We start from the raw sequence: 15,308 nt of genomic DNA on the forward strand, positions 1-15,308 counted from the left end.
CAACGATGCCGCTGATCATGACGATCACGACCGACATCTGGGGCGGGATTGCGCGTAACAATCCCGACGGCAGAAGCACAGCCATTCCCAAAATCATTTCTATCAGGGTTGAGAAGCCGACCATTTTCCAGAATTCAGTGCGAGTAAAAAGCTGAGCATGTCGCTTTATAAAAACGAAATATGTCACGAATGCCGCAACTAATTGTATTGTGAATTGGATGAATCTTCCAACTTTTGCTAACATGTATGGATCTATCCCAAGAACTATTGTCAAAATTAACGCTATAACGGAAAATGTTATCACATTAATTCCCGTGTAAAGTGATACATAGAGCGCGATTCTAAATCTATCGTTTTGGCTGTGTTGCATTTTTTCTCCTCATCGCTCAGCATTTATCTCTCTGAGAACAATGAATGCTGCCGGTCTATACCGACGCAGCCAAAGCTGTTGAAGAGATGATCTACCAGTAAGGCGATGCCGAATTCCCCCCAAAAACTTCGGCAATCCGCCGCAGCGTCGCCGGTGTCGTGCCCTGGGGCAAGCGGTCGAGCGGGAAGAAGCCGGCTTCGGCGATCTCGCGGTCGGGCAGCTTAGGGCTTGGCTGGTCGAACTCCTCGACCAGATAGAGGCCGACATGGTCGCGGCGGCTGGCGCGGCGGTTGAAATGCAGCGACTTCAGCACCGGCGGTCCGGTCAGCGCGATGTTGCCTTCCTCGAACAGTTCGCGCGTCAGCGCCTCGATCATCGTCTCGCCCAACTCGACGCCACCGCCCGGAAGGTGCCAGCCCGGGACATAGGTGTGGCGGATGAGGAAGACGGAATTGGAGGGGCGGTCGTGGATCAAGCCGCGCACGCCGAGCGTCATCGGCCGCCGCAGTACGAAATACAGGTGAAACAGCCTCGCCCTGAAGCCTGGCCAGCCGGTCTGGCGCAGGGCTTGCTCCGGATCCGGCGTCATCGTCCGCGAAACCGTGAGTGGAAAGCGGCGCGCGGCTCGCCTATGAAGAAAAGATGTTCAGGCTCGCGCATATTTCCGATGTCCATCTGGGGCCGCTTCCCGATGTAACCTATCGCGATCTCGCCTCCAAGCGCGTGGTCGGTTACGTCAATTGGCAGCGCAACCGCCGCCGCTACATGCATGATGCAGTCATCGACACCATCGTCGCCGACATGAAGGCCAGCGGGCCGGACCATCTCGCCATCACCGGCGACCTGGTCAATCTGGCGCTCGACGGTGAGCTCGAGATGGCCAAGCACTGGCTGGAGACGCTGGGCTCGCCCAATGACGTGTCGGTCGTGCCGGGAAACCATGATGCCTATGTGCCGGGCGCCTTCGACAAGACCTGCCGGTCCTGGGCGGCGTGGATGACCGGCGACGGCGTCAATACGCCGGTCGACCGCAACACCTTTCCCTATTTGCGCGTACGCGGCAATGTTGCGCTGGTCGGCGTCACGACGGCGCGCGCCACGGCTCCATTCATGGCCAACGGCTTCTTTCTGGAGGGCCAGGCGGAACGGCTGCGCGGCATCCTCGACGCCACGGGCAAGAGCGGCCTGTTCCGGGTGATCATGATCCACCACCCGCCGGTGCGCGGCGCGGTTTCGCAGAACAAGCGGCTGTTCGGCATCTCGCGCTTCCACAAGGTTCTTCACCGGCATGGTGCCGAGCTTGTGCTGCACGGCCATTCGCATGTGCCGTCGCTGTTCTTCATCGGCGCCCGCAAGATCAAAATTCCGGTGGTCGGGGTCGCCGCGGCGGGGCAGGCCCCCGGCAGTTCGCATGCGCCGGCGCAATACAATCTGCTCGACATCGACGGTGAAATGGACAATTGGCGGATTAGGCTGACGCGCCGCGGCCTGACCGGGCCGGCATTGCCGCCCAGCGACCTGCAGACAATGGAGCTTGGCGTGGGGGCCGAGGCCACGCTTGCCGGGGCGCGGTGAACTCAGATGGGAGCGTCTCGCCGGTCGTCAGCCGCACTCTGCGACGCCAAGTGACATCACTTGGCTGCAAATGCTTTAAAAGCTGATTTTCATCGCGACGATGCGGTCCCAGAACAGTACGAGCGAAATCGCCAGGCCGACCAGGGCGCCGGCGGCGATCAGGCCGAGGCCGGAAAAGAACGCCGACCAGCCGTTGCTGCGCGCAGCGATCTGCAGCGGCGGCTCGGCCTCCGCCACCAGGGCGCGTTTCAGGCCGGCGACGGCTTGCTCGATGCCGCCTTCCATCATTCTCTGGCGTTCGACAACGCGCTCGGCGACATAGCGCGTCACCTGGTCGGCAACGACCTTCATGTCGGTCGATTCGGCGAGGACGACGCGGCCAATGCGCGTGTCCTTGAGAAAGCGGTAGGTGCGACGGTCGCGTCCCATGGCGACATGGCTGACGGCGTCGATCCACAGCCGTGGCTGCAGGCCGGACGAGACGGCGAAGTCGAAACTGTCCATGTCGGTGGGCACGTCGGCGAAGACCGACGCGAGTTCGGCGGCAAGCAGATCGAGCCGCATGCGATGCGCTTCGCGCATGTCGACGACGACGTCGTCGCGGTCGGCGAAGGCGTTTTTGACGTCGCGAATGGCATCGGACAGTTTTCGCGACTGATCGATCTGGGTGATGTTCTCGCCTGCGTCCTTCATCGGCGTTGCCTCGCGGGTTTGGTTAACACCGAATTAACACAGCCGCCGGCAAAATGCACTTGCGAGATCGATGGGCCGGCAAGGGGTTCGCTGGATGAGCACAAGCGCCGCCGCCGTGCCTGCGCCAAGACCGATCAGCTCGCCGCAGCGGCGAATCCTGGACGAAGTCGCCTGCTGCGGCGCCGCATATTGCGACGGACGGCCTCGACGACCAGGCCGGGCGCTTCCTGGACCAGCATATGGCCGGCTTCCAGCACGTGGTGCAGATGAAAATGCTTCGGCACGCTGTCCGCCTGGCTGACGGGCAGCATCGCGTCGTCGGTTCCCCAAACCACCATGATTGGCATATTCAGCGTTTCAAGCCGCTCGTTCGGGATGACGCCTTGCCGATCATCCCTGGTCATGGCGGCTGCGAGCTCGACAAGTGTACGCAACTGGCCGGGCCGCTGGCGCATCTCGCTGACGAGTTCGACCCTATGCTGCGGCAGCCGGCTTTGCGGTCCCGACATGGCGGCAAGACAGGCGCGGATTTCATCCATGCCGGCAGCGGCGGCGTAGCGACGCAGCAGCGGACCATTGATCTCAGGACCGAAACCGCCCGGCGCCAGCAGCGTCAGCGACGCCATTCTTTCGGGCTCGCTCAATGCCATCAGGGCGGCCACCGCGCCGCCCATCGAATGACCGACGAGATGGGCCCGCTTTATCCCGCGAGCGGAAAGATCCGCAAGGACGGCACTGGCTGCAATCCTGGCCGGACCGCCGCCCGGAAAATCGAGCGACAGCCCATGTCCCGGCAGATCATAGGCCAGGGTCCGCGCGCCGGGCGCCAGAGACTCGGCCACATCGCGCCAGTCGTCGTGGCAGCCACCGAAACCATGCAGGAAGGCAATCGTTGTCGGGCCGGTGCCCCGTTCGGCGGCGTAAAGGGAAGGGATCATGCAAACTTTATGGCTTGGTGCCGGAATCAATCAGGATGCCGGGGCGGTCTTATGCGGGGATCAGTCTTTTGCGGGGGTCAGACTTATGTGGAGATCAGCCTATGCGGGATCAGACCTATGGGGCATCAGATTGGCCGGTTCAAATTGTGTCTGAATTGCGCTTTGGCCGTCCGGATGGCCAGTAAAATCTTCGCGATCACCTGACGTCGTGCACGCGCCGGGAGACGTCAGCTGGCGCCGCCAAGCCCGGCGGCACGCAGGGCCTCCACCAGCCGGTTGGTCAGATCGGCGGGATATCTTCGCTCGACGAAGGTTGTGCGCGGATCGGCTGCGAATTTCGGAAATTTGGTGGTCAGTTCCTGCAGCAGCCTGCTCGCCAGCTTCTCGCGGCCGGCAGCCTTGGCGCCGATCAGCCGCGCCGCCAGATAATGCGATTTCATTTCAGTCGTTCGCAAGCCGTCGCTGGCAAGCGTGGCCCTGTTCATGTCGCCCATCATGAACTCTCCGGCGAACAGCCCGTAATCCCACCATGTCGGATGGGCGCTGGCGATGTCCACCGCGTGAGCAAGGATCGGGGCGCCCTCGCTGTACTTGCCGGCGAAAACCAGCCCGTAGCCGTAGGCGGCGGCCATTGCGAGATCGTAGGGATTGAGCTCATAGGCCTTGCGCATCCAGCGGATCGATTCCGCGGAATCGCCCATGCGCGAATTGAGGTAACCAAGGGCGCGGTGCGCGTAGGGGCTGGTCGGGCCCATCTGGATGGCGCGATGGGCAAACGTCATCGCTTTGTCGATCGTCGCGTCGGCGGGGTAGGGATAGTGGTCGGTGACCGCTTCGAGATGCAAGGACGCGAGTTCCGAATAGACGAGCGACGACTTCGCCTCCCGGTTGGCAAGATCTTCGAGGCAGCGGTAAGCGGCTCCGTGCGTCTGGGCGTTCTGGTCGAGATAATATTTGCCGTTGAGCACCAGACACGCCGTCAGCCCGGTCTGGATGCCGCTCTGCTCGATGTAGTTGTAGATCGTGCCCGAGGCGGGAAGAGCCGAGGTCAAAATGCCGGAGATCTGGTCCTCGATGGCGGTGTTCGCGCTGTCGCCGGCGGTCAGGTTGCGTGAGAGCAGCACGCGGCCGGTCGCCACGCTTTGCAGCTCGAGCATGATGTCGCCGCTACGCGGCCCGGGCAGGACATCGAATACGAAGCTGGCGGCGTCGGTTACTGGATCGGGCGGGCTGTCGGCATCACGGCCGATGAAATTGATGGTATCGAAGCCGCTGAGGCCGGCGCGCAGCGATGCGGCGACACGGCGAGCCAGGTCGCTGTCGGCCTTGATGGCGATGTAGACCTGGGGGAGGTTTTCAACCGGAGGCGCCGCAATGCTGCCGGTCGCCACCGCGGTCTCGACCGCCGTGTCGCCGCCGGTCAGCAATACCACGCTGCCCTGGCGAAGGATCAGCACACCCAACATTAGGATGACCAGCGCGATCGCCAGCCAGAAGAACTGCAAATGGCGTTGCAGCGAAGGAGCAGCAGGAGCGACGGCTGGAACGCTCAGCAATGCGGCCGGATGTGCCCGGTTGCGGGCGTCCTCCAGCGATCCGGGCGGGGCGTTTGTCGCCTCCTCTGTCGCCGGCTGCGGCTTGCTCTCTGCCTCAGTCTCCGCCGGCAAGCGAATGGCGTTGAGTTCGTAGGACGGAACATAGCCGCCGCGCGGAATGGCGATGCGGACCGGTTCGGCAACGCCCTCATTGGCGAAATACTGCTGCAGAAGCTCGCGCAGCCTGCCGGCCTGCACCCGCACCACCGCATCGGTCGACGGATCGAAATCGCCGTCCTTGCCGAACACGTCCATCGCGATGGAGAAGCCCTTGAGCCTGTCGGCTTCGCCTGCCTGCTCGCGCTCGACCAGGTATCGGAGCAGCTTGCGCGCGCGCTCGGATCGTCCGAACGTTTCGCTGGCAAGCAATCGCTCCAGCGTTTCGCGCACTGCGGGGGCGGCAGGCGTGGTATGCTGCAAGTGTCGATCCTTCGAATTCGGCACAGGTTGAGGTACAATCATATCGCGCTGGCGGCGCCTTACAAGCATGTGCTTATGGTGCGATAGCGTACCCACCGGATAAAATTTCCGGTGGGCTGATGCGCGGGCCTGGCAGTCCCGGCTAGCCGCCCTTTCGGCCGACGATGCGGTTGGCGGCCGAAACCACGGCTTCGAGCGACGCGGCGACGATGTTGGTGTTGATGCCGGCGCCGAACAGCTTGCCGCCCGGATGTTCCATCTCGACATAGGAAATGGCCGAGGCATTCGAGCCGCGCTGCATGGAATGCTCGGAATAATCGAGCACCGACATCGGCACCCCGACATGGCGCGACAGCGCATCGACGAAGCCGTCGATCGGGCCGGTGCCGGTGCCTGATATGGTCACCTCCTTGCCCCTGTCGAGGATCACCGCTTCAACCACGCGCCGGCCCTTGACCTCGGTGTCGGGGTAGGTGTGGTGGTCGAGGAACTTCAGCCGCGCGCCGGGCTGGTCGACATAGGTGTCGAGAAAGCGCTCGTAGATGCGCCTGGCCGGCACCTCCTTGCCTTCGGAGTCGGTGATCGCCTGGATAGCCTGGCTGAACTCGATCTGCAGGTTGCGCGGCAGGTTGAGGCCGTAATCCGCATGCAGCACATAGGCGATGCCGCCCTTACCGGACTGCGAGTTGATGCGGATGATGGCTTCGTAGCTGCGGCCGACATCGGCCGGGTCGATCGGCAGATAGGGCACCTCCCAGTGCGGCGTGTTGGCCTTGCGCAGCGCCTTCATGCCCTTGTTGATAGCGTCCTGGTGCGAGCCGGAAAAGGCGGTGTAGACGAGCTCGCCGACATAGGGATGGCGCTCGGGGATCTTCAGCTGGTTGGAGTATTCGTAGACGTCCTTCATGCGGTTGATGTCGGAGCAGTCGAGCCCGGGATCGACGCCTTGCGTGTACATGTTGAGCGCCAGCGTGACGATGTCGACATTGCCCGTGCGCTCGCCATTGCCGAACAGGGTGCCTTCGACGCGGTCGGCGCCCGCCATCAGGCCGAGTTCGGTGGTGGCGATGCCGGTGCCGCGGTCATTGTGCGGATGCAGCGAGATCAACAGGTTCTCGCGATCGTCGAGGTTGCGGCACATCCATTCGATGCGGTCGGCGTAGATGTTAGGCGTCGACATCTCGACCGTGGAGGGCAGGTTGATGATCAGCTTGTTCTCCGCCGTCGGCTTGACGATCTCGGTGACCGCGTTGCAGATCTCCAGCGCCACTTCGAGCTCGGTGCCGGTAAAGCTCTCCGGCGAATATTCGAAACGGTAGCCGCCGCCGGCCTTGGCCGCCATGTCGGTGATCATCTTGGCCGCATCGGTGGCGATGCGCTTGATGCCGGCGACGTCCTTCTCGAAGACGACGCGGCGCTGCAATTCGCTGGTCGAGTTATAGAAATGGACGATCGGGTTGGTGGCGCCCTTCAGCGCCTCGAAAGTGCGGGTGATCAGTTCCGGCCGGCACTGCACCAGCACCTGCAGGGAGACGTCGGCGGGCACGTTGCCTTGTTCGATGCACCAGCGGGCGAAATCGAAGTCGGTCTGCGAGGCCGACGGAAAGCCGATCTCGATCTCCTTGAAGCCCATGTCGAGCAGCAGGGCGAACATGCGCGCCTTGCGTTCCTGGCCCATCGGATCGATCAGCGCCTGGTTGCCGTCGCGCAGGTCGACCGAGCACCAGATCGGCGCCTTATCGATCACTTTCGAGGGCCAGGTGCGATCGGCAAGACCGACGGTCGGATAGGGCTGGTACTTGCGGGCAGCATCCGGCATGCCCCTCGCGGGCTTGGCGGTTTCCTCTACATTCAGACGGATATCTTCTCGTGCGTTCATCGTCTTTTCTCCCGGCGGCTCGCGGATCCAGCTTCAGGCGGATTGGTGGCGAGCGGCGCCTTTACCAGAATTTCGTTCGCTTGATGTGACGTGCCAATTTGTGACTGGCCAAGGAGCGTGCGCGTGAGCGGCGAATTCGACCGCCGGGCGCTCCTTCAGCGAACCCGGCGATCGCCGATAAGGCCGAGAAGCAGCAGGGTGGAGGCAAGCGCGCGAACGGTCTGGCCGGCAATGCCGGTCGGACGGGGCGCAAAAGAGGTGGCGCGCGGGCTCATGGCGGATTTCATACAGGAGCGGGCAAAGCGAGGCAAGTGGGGCATGGGAGATGGGTGAAGCTGCTTATTCCAGCCTCGCAAGACCTGGGTTCCTCGCCGTCGCGAAACGGGGGAGAGGAACCCAAGCTGCAATGAAGGCGCGGCGCCGACATCAAGCGATTTTTCCTGATTACAGCAACTTTGTTCTTGCTTTGTGCCGGCAGCTATGCTACTAATTTGGGTATGGTGCTGATTGGCGCCGAGGACCCGCTGTCGTGGCGGGTTTTTTATTTCACGGTTTTGGCGTCACCTTTCGCGGGCCCAGCCGCTCACCTGATCCAGTTGCTCTTCCCCGAGCCCGGCAAATGCGCCAGAGTCGATTGTCGGCGGGGTGCGATGGCTTGCCGCCGGGAGGGATCGTCCATGAACTTCGTGTTCTTCTCGCCGCATTTTCCAGCCAATGGCGCCGATTTCTGCGACCGACTGAAGAAGGCCGGCGCCACCGTGCTCGGCATTGGCGACGCGCCGTTCGATGCGCTGGACGGCAAATTGAAGGCAGCCCTTTCGGAATATTACCGCATCGACGACATGGAGGAGTACGAGCCGGTGTTCCGGGCGATCGGCCATTTCATCCACAAATGGGGCCGCGTGGACCGGTTCGAATCGCTCAACGAGCATTGGCTGGAGCTGGAAGCCAATATCCGCACCGACTTCAACATCTTCGGCACCAAGCTCGACTTTGTGAAGAATTTGAAACGCAAGAGCCGCATGCGGGCGTTCTTCCGCAAGAGCGGCGTCGAAACCATCCCGCAACGCAAGTGCTCCGACCGCGCCGGCGCCATGACCTTCATCCGCCGTGTCGGCTATCCCGTGGTGGTGAAGCCGGATTCGGGCTCTGGCGCCTCGAACACTTTCAAAATCTCCAACGCCGGCGAACTCGACAGCTTCTTCAGGGACAAGCCGGAAGGCGTCAGCTTCGTCATGGAGCAATTCATCGAAGGGCTGGTGGTGACCTATGACGGGCTGGTCAACCGCGACGGCGAGGTGGTGCTGGCCGCCAGCCACCGCTACGACCAGAGCGTCATGGAGGTGGTCAACCGCGACCGCCATATGAGCTATGTCTGTTTTCCCGAGATCAGCCGGGCGGTCGAGGAGGCCGGCAGGAAAATCCTCAAGGCGTTCGACGTGCGCGAGCGCTTCTTCCACATCGAGCTGTTCGAAACCAGGGACGACAGGGTCATCGCGCTGGAGGTCAACATGCGGCCGCCTGGCGCCTGGATGACCGATGCCATCAATTACACCTTCGATATCGATGTCTATGCCGCATGGGCCGACATGGTGGTCAAGGACGCCGCCGGCGGCCCTTACAGGGGCAAGTATTTCACCGCCTATGCCAGCCGCAAGCGGCACCTCAACTATGTGCACAGCCACGCCGACGTGCTGGCCGCCCATGGCGACATGATCGTCCATCATCACGCCATCGAGGAGGTTTTCAGCCGCGCCATGGGAAACTACGCCTATCAGCTGCGCTCCACCGACCCGAAGGCGCTGCGCCGGGCGGTCGACTACATCCATGCGGAAAAGGCGTGAGGCGATGGACGTTTCCTACCACAAGGGTTTTGGCCGCAACCTCGGCCGCGACATGGAATACAAGCGCTACGGCCATGCCGGCCGACCCGTGGTTGTGTTCCCGACTTCGCAAGGGCGGTTCTACCAGTTCGAGGATTCCGGCGCCGTCTCGGCTCTCGCCGAGTTCGTCGACACCGGTCGCATCCAGTTGTTCACGCTGGACGGCATCGATGCGGAATCCTTCTTCGACCGCCATGCCGAGCCGGCCCATCGCATCGCCCGGCATGAAGCGTATTTCCGCTATGTGCGCGAGGAGGCGCTGCCGGAACTCCTGTCTGTCGCAGCCGAGGCCAATGGCGGGCGTACGCTGAAGCCGCTGTTTTGCGGCTGCTCGATGGGCGGCTACCATTCGTCGAATTTCGTCTTCCGCTTTCCGGAACTGGCCAGCGGCGTCATCGCGCTGTCGGGGGTTTACTCCACCCACGATTTCTTCGGCAGCGCGCTCGACGGACAAATTTTCTTCAACTCGCCGCTCGACTACCTGCCGGGTATCGTCGATCCGGGGCTGCTTGTCAGGCTGAAGGCGCTGCGGCTGATCTTCTGCTGCGGGCAGGGTGCCTGGGAGGAACGGATGCTGGCCGATACGCAGGCGCTGGAACAGATCCTGCGTGACAAGTCGATTCCGGCCTGGGTCGATTATTGGGGCGGCGATGTCGCCCATGACTGGCCGTGGTGGCACAAGCAACTGGTCTATTTCTTCGCCCGCTGGCTGGACGACGATCTGATGCACCGGCTGGATTAGATTACCGTAGACTCATAAGCGCAGCCACAGTCGCCTTGAGAAGATGTCGTTCAGCACGCGGCGATCATCCACACGCGGCACGCCTGGCGGCTTGTTGGGCAGGAGCGGCTCGATCACGCCACTCGAAGTCGGGCAGGTCGTATCGGCTCATGCCGACGCTGAATCGGCTCGGACGCCACAAGAGAAGCCTCGAATGGCAATCCGCGCAAATTTGCGCTACGAGGCAGGGTGCCAGCGTGACGGAATTGGTAAACGTATCACCACAGTGATCCTGAGCCTCTTGGTTCAGGTGCGGGTTCGATCCCTGCCGCTGGCGACGCCCCGTTTTACGAGTTCACGACCTATTGCATGTCGATATCTAGGTGATGCGGCCTGCAAATGGACTTCCCTTCAGCCTGATTTAAAAACATGACTACACTTATCATCTTTCAGTGGAAACGCCAGGCCGGCTGTGGCATTCCGGCGTGGCGAGGACGCCGTATGGCGATCTCGAATTCAACGGCATCGAAAGGCTGAGCGATGGAGCAATTGAGTGCGCAAACCCGGATCAGCGGTGCCGCCATCCGGTCGGTGATGGACAGGCTGCGCGCCGAGCACGGCGAATCCGAGATCGATACCGGCTTTGCCGATCATTGGGAATTTCGCACGCACTACGGCTCGTTGAAGGCGACGCTCGGTGACGACAACGTGCTGATCCGCGTCGCGGCCGAGGATGAAACCTGCCTGTCCTACATGAAGATGGCGGTCGCCGGCCATTTTTCGCAACATCTCGGCACGACCAGGGGCATCGCCTGGCAGGGCGACGGCAGCGATGCCGGCACGCCGGTGTTCTTCCGCGAGATCACGGTGCTGTCCTCGACGCGGATTTCTCCGCATATGCAGCGCGTCCGCTTCACCGGCAACGATCTCGGCCGCTTTGGCCGTGGCGGCCTGCATGTGCGGCTGCTGCTGCCGCCGCGCGGCAGGCTGCCGGTGTGGCCGTCGATGGGCGCCGACGGCCTGATGGTCTGGCCGTCGGGCAAGGACGCGCTGGTCGTGCGGGTCTACACGATCCGGGCACTGGACGCCGCAAGCGGCTGGCTGGATCTCGATTTCGTCCTCCACCCCGGTATGGAGACGCCGGCGGCCGCTTTCGCCGAAAAGGCAGTTGCCGGCGAGATCATCGGCATGATCGGACCGGGCGGAGGCGGCGTGCCCGAGGCGCAAAACCTGCTGCTGCTCGGCGACGACACCGCGCTTCCGGCGATCGGCAGGATCCTGGAGCAGCTTTCGCCGTCAACCCGCGCCGAAGCGTTCATCGAGGTCGATGGTCCCGACGATCGGATGCCGCTGGCCGCGGGCGAGGCCGTTGCCGTCACCTGGCTCTATCGGCATGGGCGCGAGGCCGGTACAGCCAGGCTGTTACCGGGGGTGCTGCAGCAGCGGAACCGCACCGCCCTTATCGACAATCTCTATGTCTGGGCCGGATGCGAGTTCGGCGATTTCCGCGAGATCCGCAGGATCGTCCGCAAGGAATGGGGCGTGCCGCGCGACCGGCATCTGGTCACCGCCTACTGGCGCCACGGGACGCAAGCGGCGGACGGCGGCGAAGAATAGCGCGCCGCCCCTCGGGGGCAGAGGATCGCATACGGATTCTTGCGAAGAAGACCCCCACCCCTAACCCCTCCCCACAAGGGGGAGGGGAACTTTTGCGGCAGAGCCACTCAGCGGCAAACTTCGACGATTCTAGCCGAAACAGCAGCGGCATCGTCCCCCTCCCCCTTGTGGGGAGGGGTTAGGGGTGGGGGTACGCGGCCTGGCAAATACCCCAAACTTCCATATGCGATTCCCCTGCTGCACAAGGGCGGGCGGGGTCAGCGGCGGTCGGATACGAAGGCGATCGCCGGGGCCGCCAGCATCGCGACGAGGCCGGCGCCTGCGAAGAACGCGCCATAGCCGAAATACTGCGCGGCGTAGCCGGCCGCGATCCCGCCGGCCATGCTCATCAGTGCGTCCATGCACTGGAACAGCGTGAAGTCGACGCCCGCCTGTCTTGGATCTGACCAGCGCATGAACTGCGCGTAAAGCGCGACGAAACCGAGAGCCATGAAGCCGGACGAGCTGAGCACCGCGATGGCCATCAAAGCGGTGGTCGAGAAGCCACCAAGAAAATCGAAGACCGAAAAGAAGAACAGCGATCCGGCCTGCAGGAAAAGCGCCAGGACGAGCACGTTGCGCGGGCCGAACCATTTGACGAGAGCGCCGCCGGCGAGTGCGGCAGCCAGGCCGACGAACATGCTGCCGACGCCGTTGACAAGTCCGACCATCGAGAGGTCGAGCCCGGCGTCGATCAGGAATGGTCCGAGCATGGCGAGTGCCGCCTTCTGGGCCAGGACATAGATGGCCGACGCTGCCAGGCCGCGCCGAATTTCGGGACGCTTCAACGCGTCGAGGAGGCTGGGAACATGCTCGCGCGTCTCCTCGCGCGCGCGGCCGGCCGCGCCGAGCAGGAAGGGGAGGCCGAGCGGCAGGAGCAGCAAGGCCATCGCCCAAACGGCGATGCGCCAGCCATAAGCGTCGACCAGAAGCAGAAACAGGCCGGCGCCGATGGCCGAGCCGAGATAGGCGCCGCCGACCTGCGCGGCATTGCCCCAACCGTGGTTTTCCCTGGCCAGGCTCTGCACGGCGAAACCATCGCAGGCAATGTCGACCGTCGAGGCGGCGAAGGCGACGATGGTCAGGCAAGCCAGGACCGGCCACCAGGCCTCCGGGCCGAGCGCGCCGACGGCCCACAGCCCGGCGATGGACGCAAGTCCACCGGCGGCGACGATCGTGCCGGTGCGGTTCTTGCCGACCGGCGGCAGCCGATAGCGCTCGACGGCCGGCGCCCATAGAAACTTGAGCGCCCATGGCAGCGCGATCAGCGAAACCAGGCCGATCCGGTCGAGCGGCAGGCCCTGGTCGCGCATCACCGCCGGCAGCCCCGCCCAGGTGATGCCGCCGATCACACTCTGCGCGACGTAGAGCCCGCCGATCGCCAGGACGATCGCGACAGGCGTCGATGCCCGGCTGGAAACGGCGATCGACATCAGAAGCGGTAGCGCAGGCTGGCGAACAGCGAGCGGCCCTCGTCGCGGTAGCAATAGCCGGCCGAGCAGATGGGTTTTTGAGTGTCGAACAGGTTCTTGGCGTTGACCTTCAGCTTCACGCCCTCGAGCTTGGGGTTGCGGTAGCCGAAATCGTAGGAGAGCGAGGCGTCGACGAAGGCGCGCGCGTCGTTCTTGAAGGTGTTGATGTCGTCGCCATAGCTCGAGCCGGCAACGCGAACGCCGCTGCCCAGCCCGAGCCCCTGCAGCGTGCCGTCCTCGAACTGGTACTGCCCCCAGAGCGACAGGATGTGATTTGGCGTCGCCGACAGTTCCTTGCCTGCGGTTCCCGTGGCGCCGCGTTCGATTTTCACGCGCAGATAGGTGTAGGAGGCGAGTATGCTGAGGCCGTTGTCGAGCGAGGCGCTGGCTTCCAGTTCGACGCCGCGCGAGTTCAGGTCGAGCTGGCGCTGCTTGTTGATCCCGGTCGAGGCGTCGAAGACGACGCCATCCTTCTGGTCGATGTCGAACAGAGCGGCGCTGACGGCGGCGTTGTAATCGGCAAACTCGTATTTGACGCCGATTTCCTTTTGCGTCGCGATGGTCGGACGGGCGACGCGACCGATCGGACTGCTGACATCGTCATAGACGAAGCCGATATTGGGCGAGAACGACGTCGAATAGTTGACATAGGGCGTGATGCCCCATTCGGTCTGGTAGGACAGGCCGAGCCGGCCGGAAGGGGCACTGTCGTCCTGCTTGGACCTGGTGAAGTCGGCGGCGGTCGAGGTGGTGTCGGCCCAGTCGTAGCGACCGCTGGCGAACAGGGTGAAATCGTTCCACTCCATCTGGTCATGCAGATAAGCGCCGAGCTGGTTCATCTCCTGCCCGCCAGAGTAAGGAACCGGAGCGGCCTTGATGTCACCGACGGAAACGTAGGAGATACCGCTGCCGGCGTCATAATTCGACCAGGCGTAGTCGATGCCGGCTACCGCCGTGTGCCTGGCCTGGCCGGTATCGAATTCGAACTGCGCCATGTTGTCGACGACGAAGTTCTTCATGGTCTCGGTGTAGTGACCCCAATAGCGTTTCAGATCCACGCCGTCCGGGTAATGACCGCTATATTCGATGTCGCTGTCGACGGCGCTGTAGCGAAGGTTCTGCCGGACCGTCAGCACGTCGTTGAAACGGTGCTCGAACTCGTAGCCGATGCGGCCCTGGGTCTGGTCGAAGTCGTTCCAGGCGGGATCGCCCTCGTAGAGGTTCGTCAGAGCGCCGCCTGAATTGTAGAAGGCAGCGGTGCCGCCGGTGACGGATTTCGAATATTCGCCGAGGATGGTCAGCCTGGTATCCTCGTCCGGCTTGAAGGTGACGGCCGGCGCCAGATAGATCTTGTCGTCGGGATAACCGGGCAGGTCGGTGTCGCTGGTGCGGCCGAGGCTGGTGAAGCGGTAGAGAATGCTGCCGTCGTCGTTCACCGGGCCGGAGCGTCGAGTGCGGCCTGGAAGCGATTGTGTTCGCCTAGCAGCATTTCGATTTCGCGGAACTGTTCTTCCTTGGGGCGCTTGGTGACCAGATTGACGATGCCGCCCGGACCGCTGATGCCGTAAAGCGAGGAGGCCGGACCCTTCAGGATGGTGACGCCCTCGATGCCGTAGGGCTCGGTCTTGAACCAGGCCGAGGGGCCGTTGTACTGGCGCAGCCCGTCGCGGAACATGCCGTTGTAAAAGGCCTGGAAGCCGCGCAGGAAGAAGGCGTCGTAGCGGGTGTCGAAGCCGAAGCTGTTGGGATTGGCGCTTGCGACATAGCCGAGCGATTCGTTCAGCGTGCGTGGCTTCTGGTCCTCGATCTGCTTTTGCGTCACAACCGAAACGGCTTGCGGAATCTTGACCATCGGCGTGTCGGTCTTGGTGCCGATGCGGTCCTTCTTGGCGACATAGCCGTCCTGCACGAGGATCTCGTCGCTCTCGGCATCGACCTCGATCTTGTTGAGAACCGTGACGCCGCCCTGGTCCTGGGCGTGAGCCGGCCCGGACAGGCCGAGCAGGGCAACGCTGCCCGGCAGTGATAACCCCAGGAGCCATGTCATCGTCCGTTTCCGCATCAACTCGTCTCCACTCTTCCGTACATTGACGGAAGGGGCTCTCA

Annotated in this window: 13 protein-coding genes, 1 tRNA gene and 1 pseudogene; 6 read left to right on the forward strand and 9 right to left on the reverse strand. The window is 63.0% G+C overall.

The window, feature by feature from the left end:
- Window positions 1-5 precede the first annotated feature (5 nt).
- Window positions 6-155, forward strand: coding sequence for a hypothetical protein (locus NKJ15_RS10785; RefSeq protein ID WP_352469691.1), 150 nt, complete (start codon window positions 6-8; stop codon window positions 153-155).
- Window positions 156-461: 306 nt separating this feature from the next.
- Here the strand turns inward: NKJ15_RS10785 and NKJ15_RS10790 are convergent, their stop codons facing one another.
- On the reverse strand, window positions 462-959 hold the full coding sequence (locus NKJ15_RS10790) for an NUDIX domain-containing protein (RefSeq protein WP_352815216.1): 498 nt from the start codon (window positions 957-959) through the stop codon (window positions 462-464).
- A gap of 53 nt (window positions 960-1,012) precedes the next feature.
- On the opposite strand from NKJ15_RS10790, the gene NKJ15_RS10795 reads away from it, so the two are divergent.
- Window positions 1,013-1,945, forward strand: a complete 933-nt coding sequence (locus tag NKJ15_RS10795) for a metallophosphoesterase family protein (protein ID WP_352815282.1) — start codon at window positions 1,013-1,015, stop codon at window positions 1,943-1,945.
- Between the two features lie 75 nt (window positions 1,946-2,020).
- Here the strand turns inward: NKJ15_RS10795 and NKJ15_RS10800 are convergent, their stop codons facing one another.
- From NKJ15_RS10800 to leuA, 4 genes are all read right to left on the reverse strand, one after another.
- Window positions 2,021-2,638 (reverse strand): hypothetical protein, encoded by a 618-nt coding sequence (locus NKJ15_RS10800; protein ID WP_352772490.1) that lies wholly within the window; start codon window positions 2,636-2,638, stop codon window positions 2,021-2,023.
- Window positions 2,639-2,772: 134 nt separating this feature from the next.
- Window positions 2,773-3,576 (reverse strand): alpha/beta fold hydrolase, encoded by an 804-nt coding sequence (locus tag NKJ15_RS10805; protein ID WP_352815218.1) that lies wholly within the window; start codon window positions 3,574-3,576, stop codon window positions 2,773-2,775.
- Window positions 3,577-3,803: 227 nt separating this feature from the next.
- On the reverse strand, window positions 3,804-5,591 hold the full coding sequence (locus NKJ15_RS10810) for a tetratricopeptide repeat protein (protein ID WP_352815220.1): 1,788 nt from the start codon (window positions 5,589-5,591) through the stop codon (window positions 3,804-3,806).
- A gap of 142 nt (window positions 5,592-5,733) precedes the next feature.
- Entirely contained in the window at window positions 5,734-7,470 is a 1,737-nt protein-coding gene (gene leuA / locus NKJ15_RS10815; RefSeq protein WP_352815222.1) for a 2-isopropylmalate synthase, read from the reverse strand.
- 677 nt (window positions 7,471-8,147) lie between these two features.
- Here leuA and NKJ15_RS10820 point away from each other — a divergent pair.
- Together NKJ15_RS10820 and NKJ15_RS10825 are read left to right on the forward strand one after the other, a co-directional pair.
- Window positions 8,148-9,314, forward strand: a complete 1,167-nt coding sequence (locus NKJ15_RS10820) for an ATP-grasp domain-containing protein (RefSeq protein ID WP_352540972.1) — start codon at window positions 8,148-8,150, stop codon at window positions 9,312-9,314.
- A 4-nt stretch (window positions 9,315-9,318) separates the two neighbouring features.
- Window positions 9,319-10,095, forward strand: a complete 777-nt coding sequence (locus tag NKJ15_RS10825; RefSeq protein WP_352620494.1) for an esterase family protein — start codon at window positions 9,319-9,321, stop codon at window positions 10,093-10,095.
- 33 nt (window positions 10,096-10,128) lie between these two features.
- On the opposite strand, the pseudogene NKJ15_RS10830 reads toward NKJ15_RS10825, so the two are convergent.
- Window positions 10,129-10,246, reverse strand: a pseudogene (locus tag NKJ15_RS10830) (IS5/IS1182 family transposase); the annotation flags it as partial.
- A 79-nt stretch (window positions 10,247-10,325) separates the two neighbouring features.
- On the opposite strand from NKJ15_RS10830, the gene NKJ15_RS10835 reads away from it, so the two are divergent.
- Both NKJ15_RS10835 and NKJ15_RS10840 read left to right on the forward strand, forming a co-directional pair.
- A tRNA-OTHER gene (locus tag NKJ15_RS10835) sits at window positions 10,326-10,411 on the forward strand.
- A 203-nt stretch (window positions 10,412-10,614) separates the two neighbouring features.
- Window positions 10,615-11,691 carry a siderophore-interacting protein gene (locus NKJ15_RS10840; protein WP_352815225.1) on the forward strand — a complete coding sequence of 359 codons (1,077 nt, stop codon included), beginning with the start codon at window positions 10,615-10,617 and terminating at the stop codon, window positions 11,689-11,691.
- Between the two features lie 257 nt (window positions 11,692-11,948).
- Here the strand turns inward: NKJ15_RS10840 and NKJ15_RS10845 are convergent, their stop codons facing one another.
- The 3 genes from NKJ15_RS10845 to NKJ15_RS10855 are packed head-to-tail and all read right to left on the reverse strand — an operon-like array spanning window position 11,949 to window position 15,249.
- Window positions 11,949-13,163 (reverse strand): MFS transporter, encoded by a 1,215-nt coding sequence (locus NKJ15_RS10845; RefSeq protein ID WP_352815227.1) that lies wholly within the window; start codon window positions 13,161-13,163, stop codon window positions 11,949-11,951.
- Entirely contained in the window at window positions 13,163-14,638 is a 1,476-nt protein-coding gene (locus tag NKJ15_RS10850; RefSeq protein ID WP_352815229.1) for a TonB-dependent receptor domain-containing protein, read from the reverse strand. Before NKJ15_RS10850 ends, NKJ15_RS10845 begins: the two co-directional genes overlap by 1 nt.
- Window positions 14,635-15,249 (reverse strand): TonB-dependent receptor plug domain-containing protein, encoded by a 615-nt coding sequence (locus tag NKJ15_RS10855; RefSeq protein ID WP_352815231.1) that lies wholly within the window; start codon window positions 15,247-15,249, stop codon window positions 14,635-14,637. The genes NKJ15_RS10850 and NKJ15_RS10855 overlap by 4 nt, the downstream gene beginning before the upstream one ends.
- Window positions 15,250-15,308: the final 59 nt, after the last annotated feature.

Source organism: Mesorhizobium sp. M0207 (assembly GCF_040321995.1).
Classification (GTDB): domain Bacteria; phylum Pseudomonadota; class Alphaproteobacteria; order Rhizobiales; family Rhizobiaceae; genus Mesorhizobium.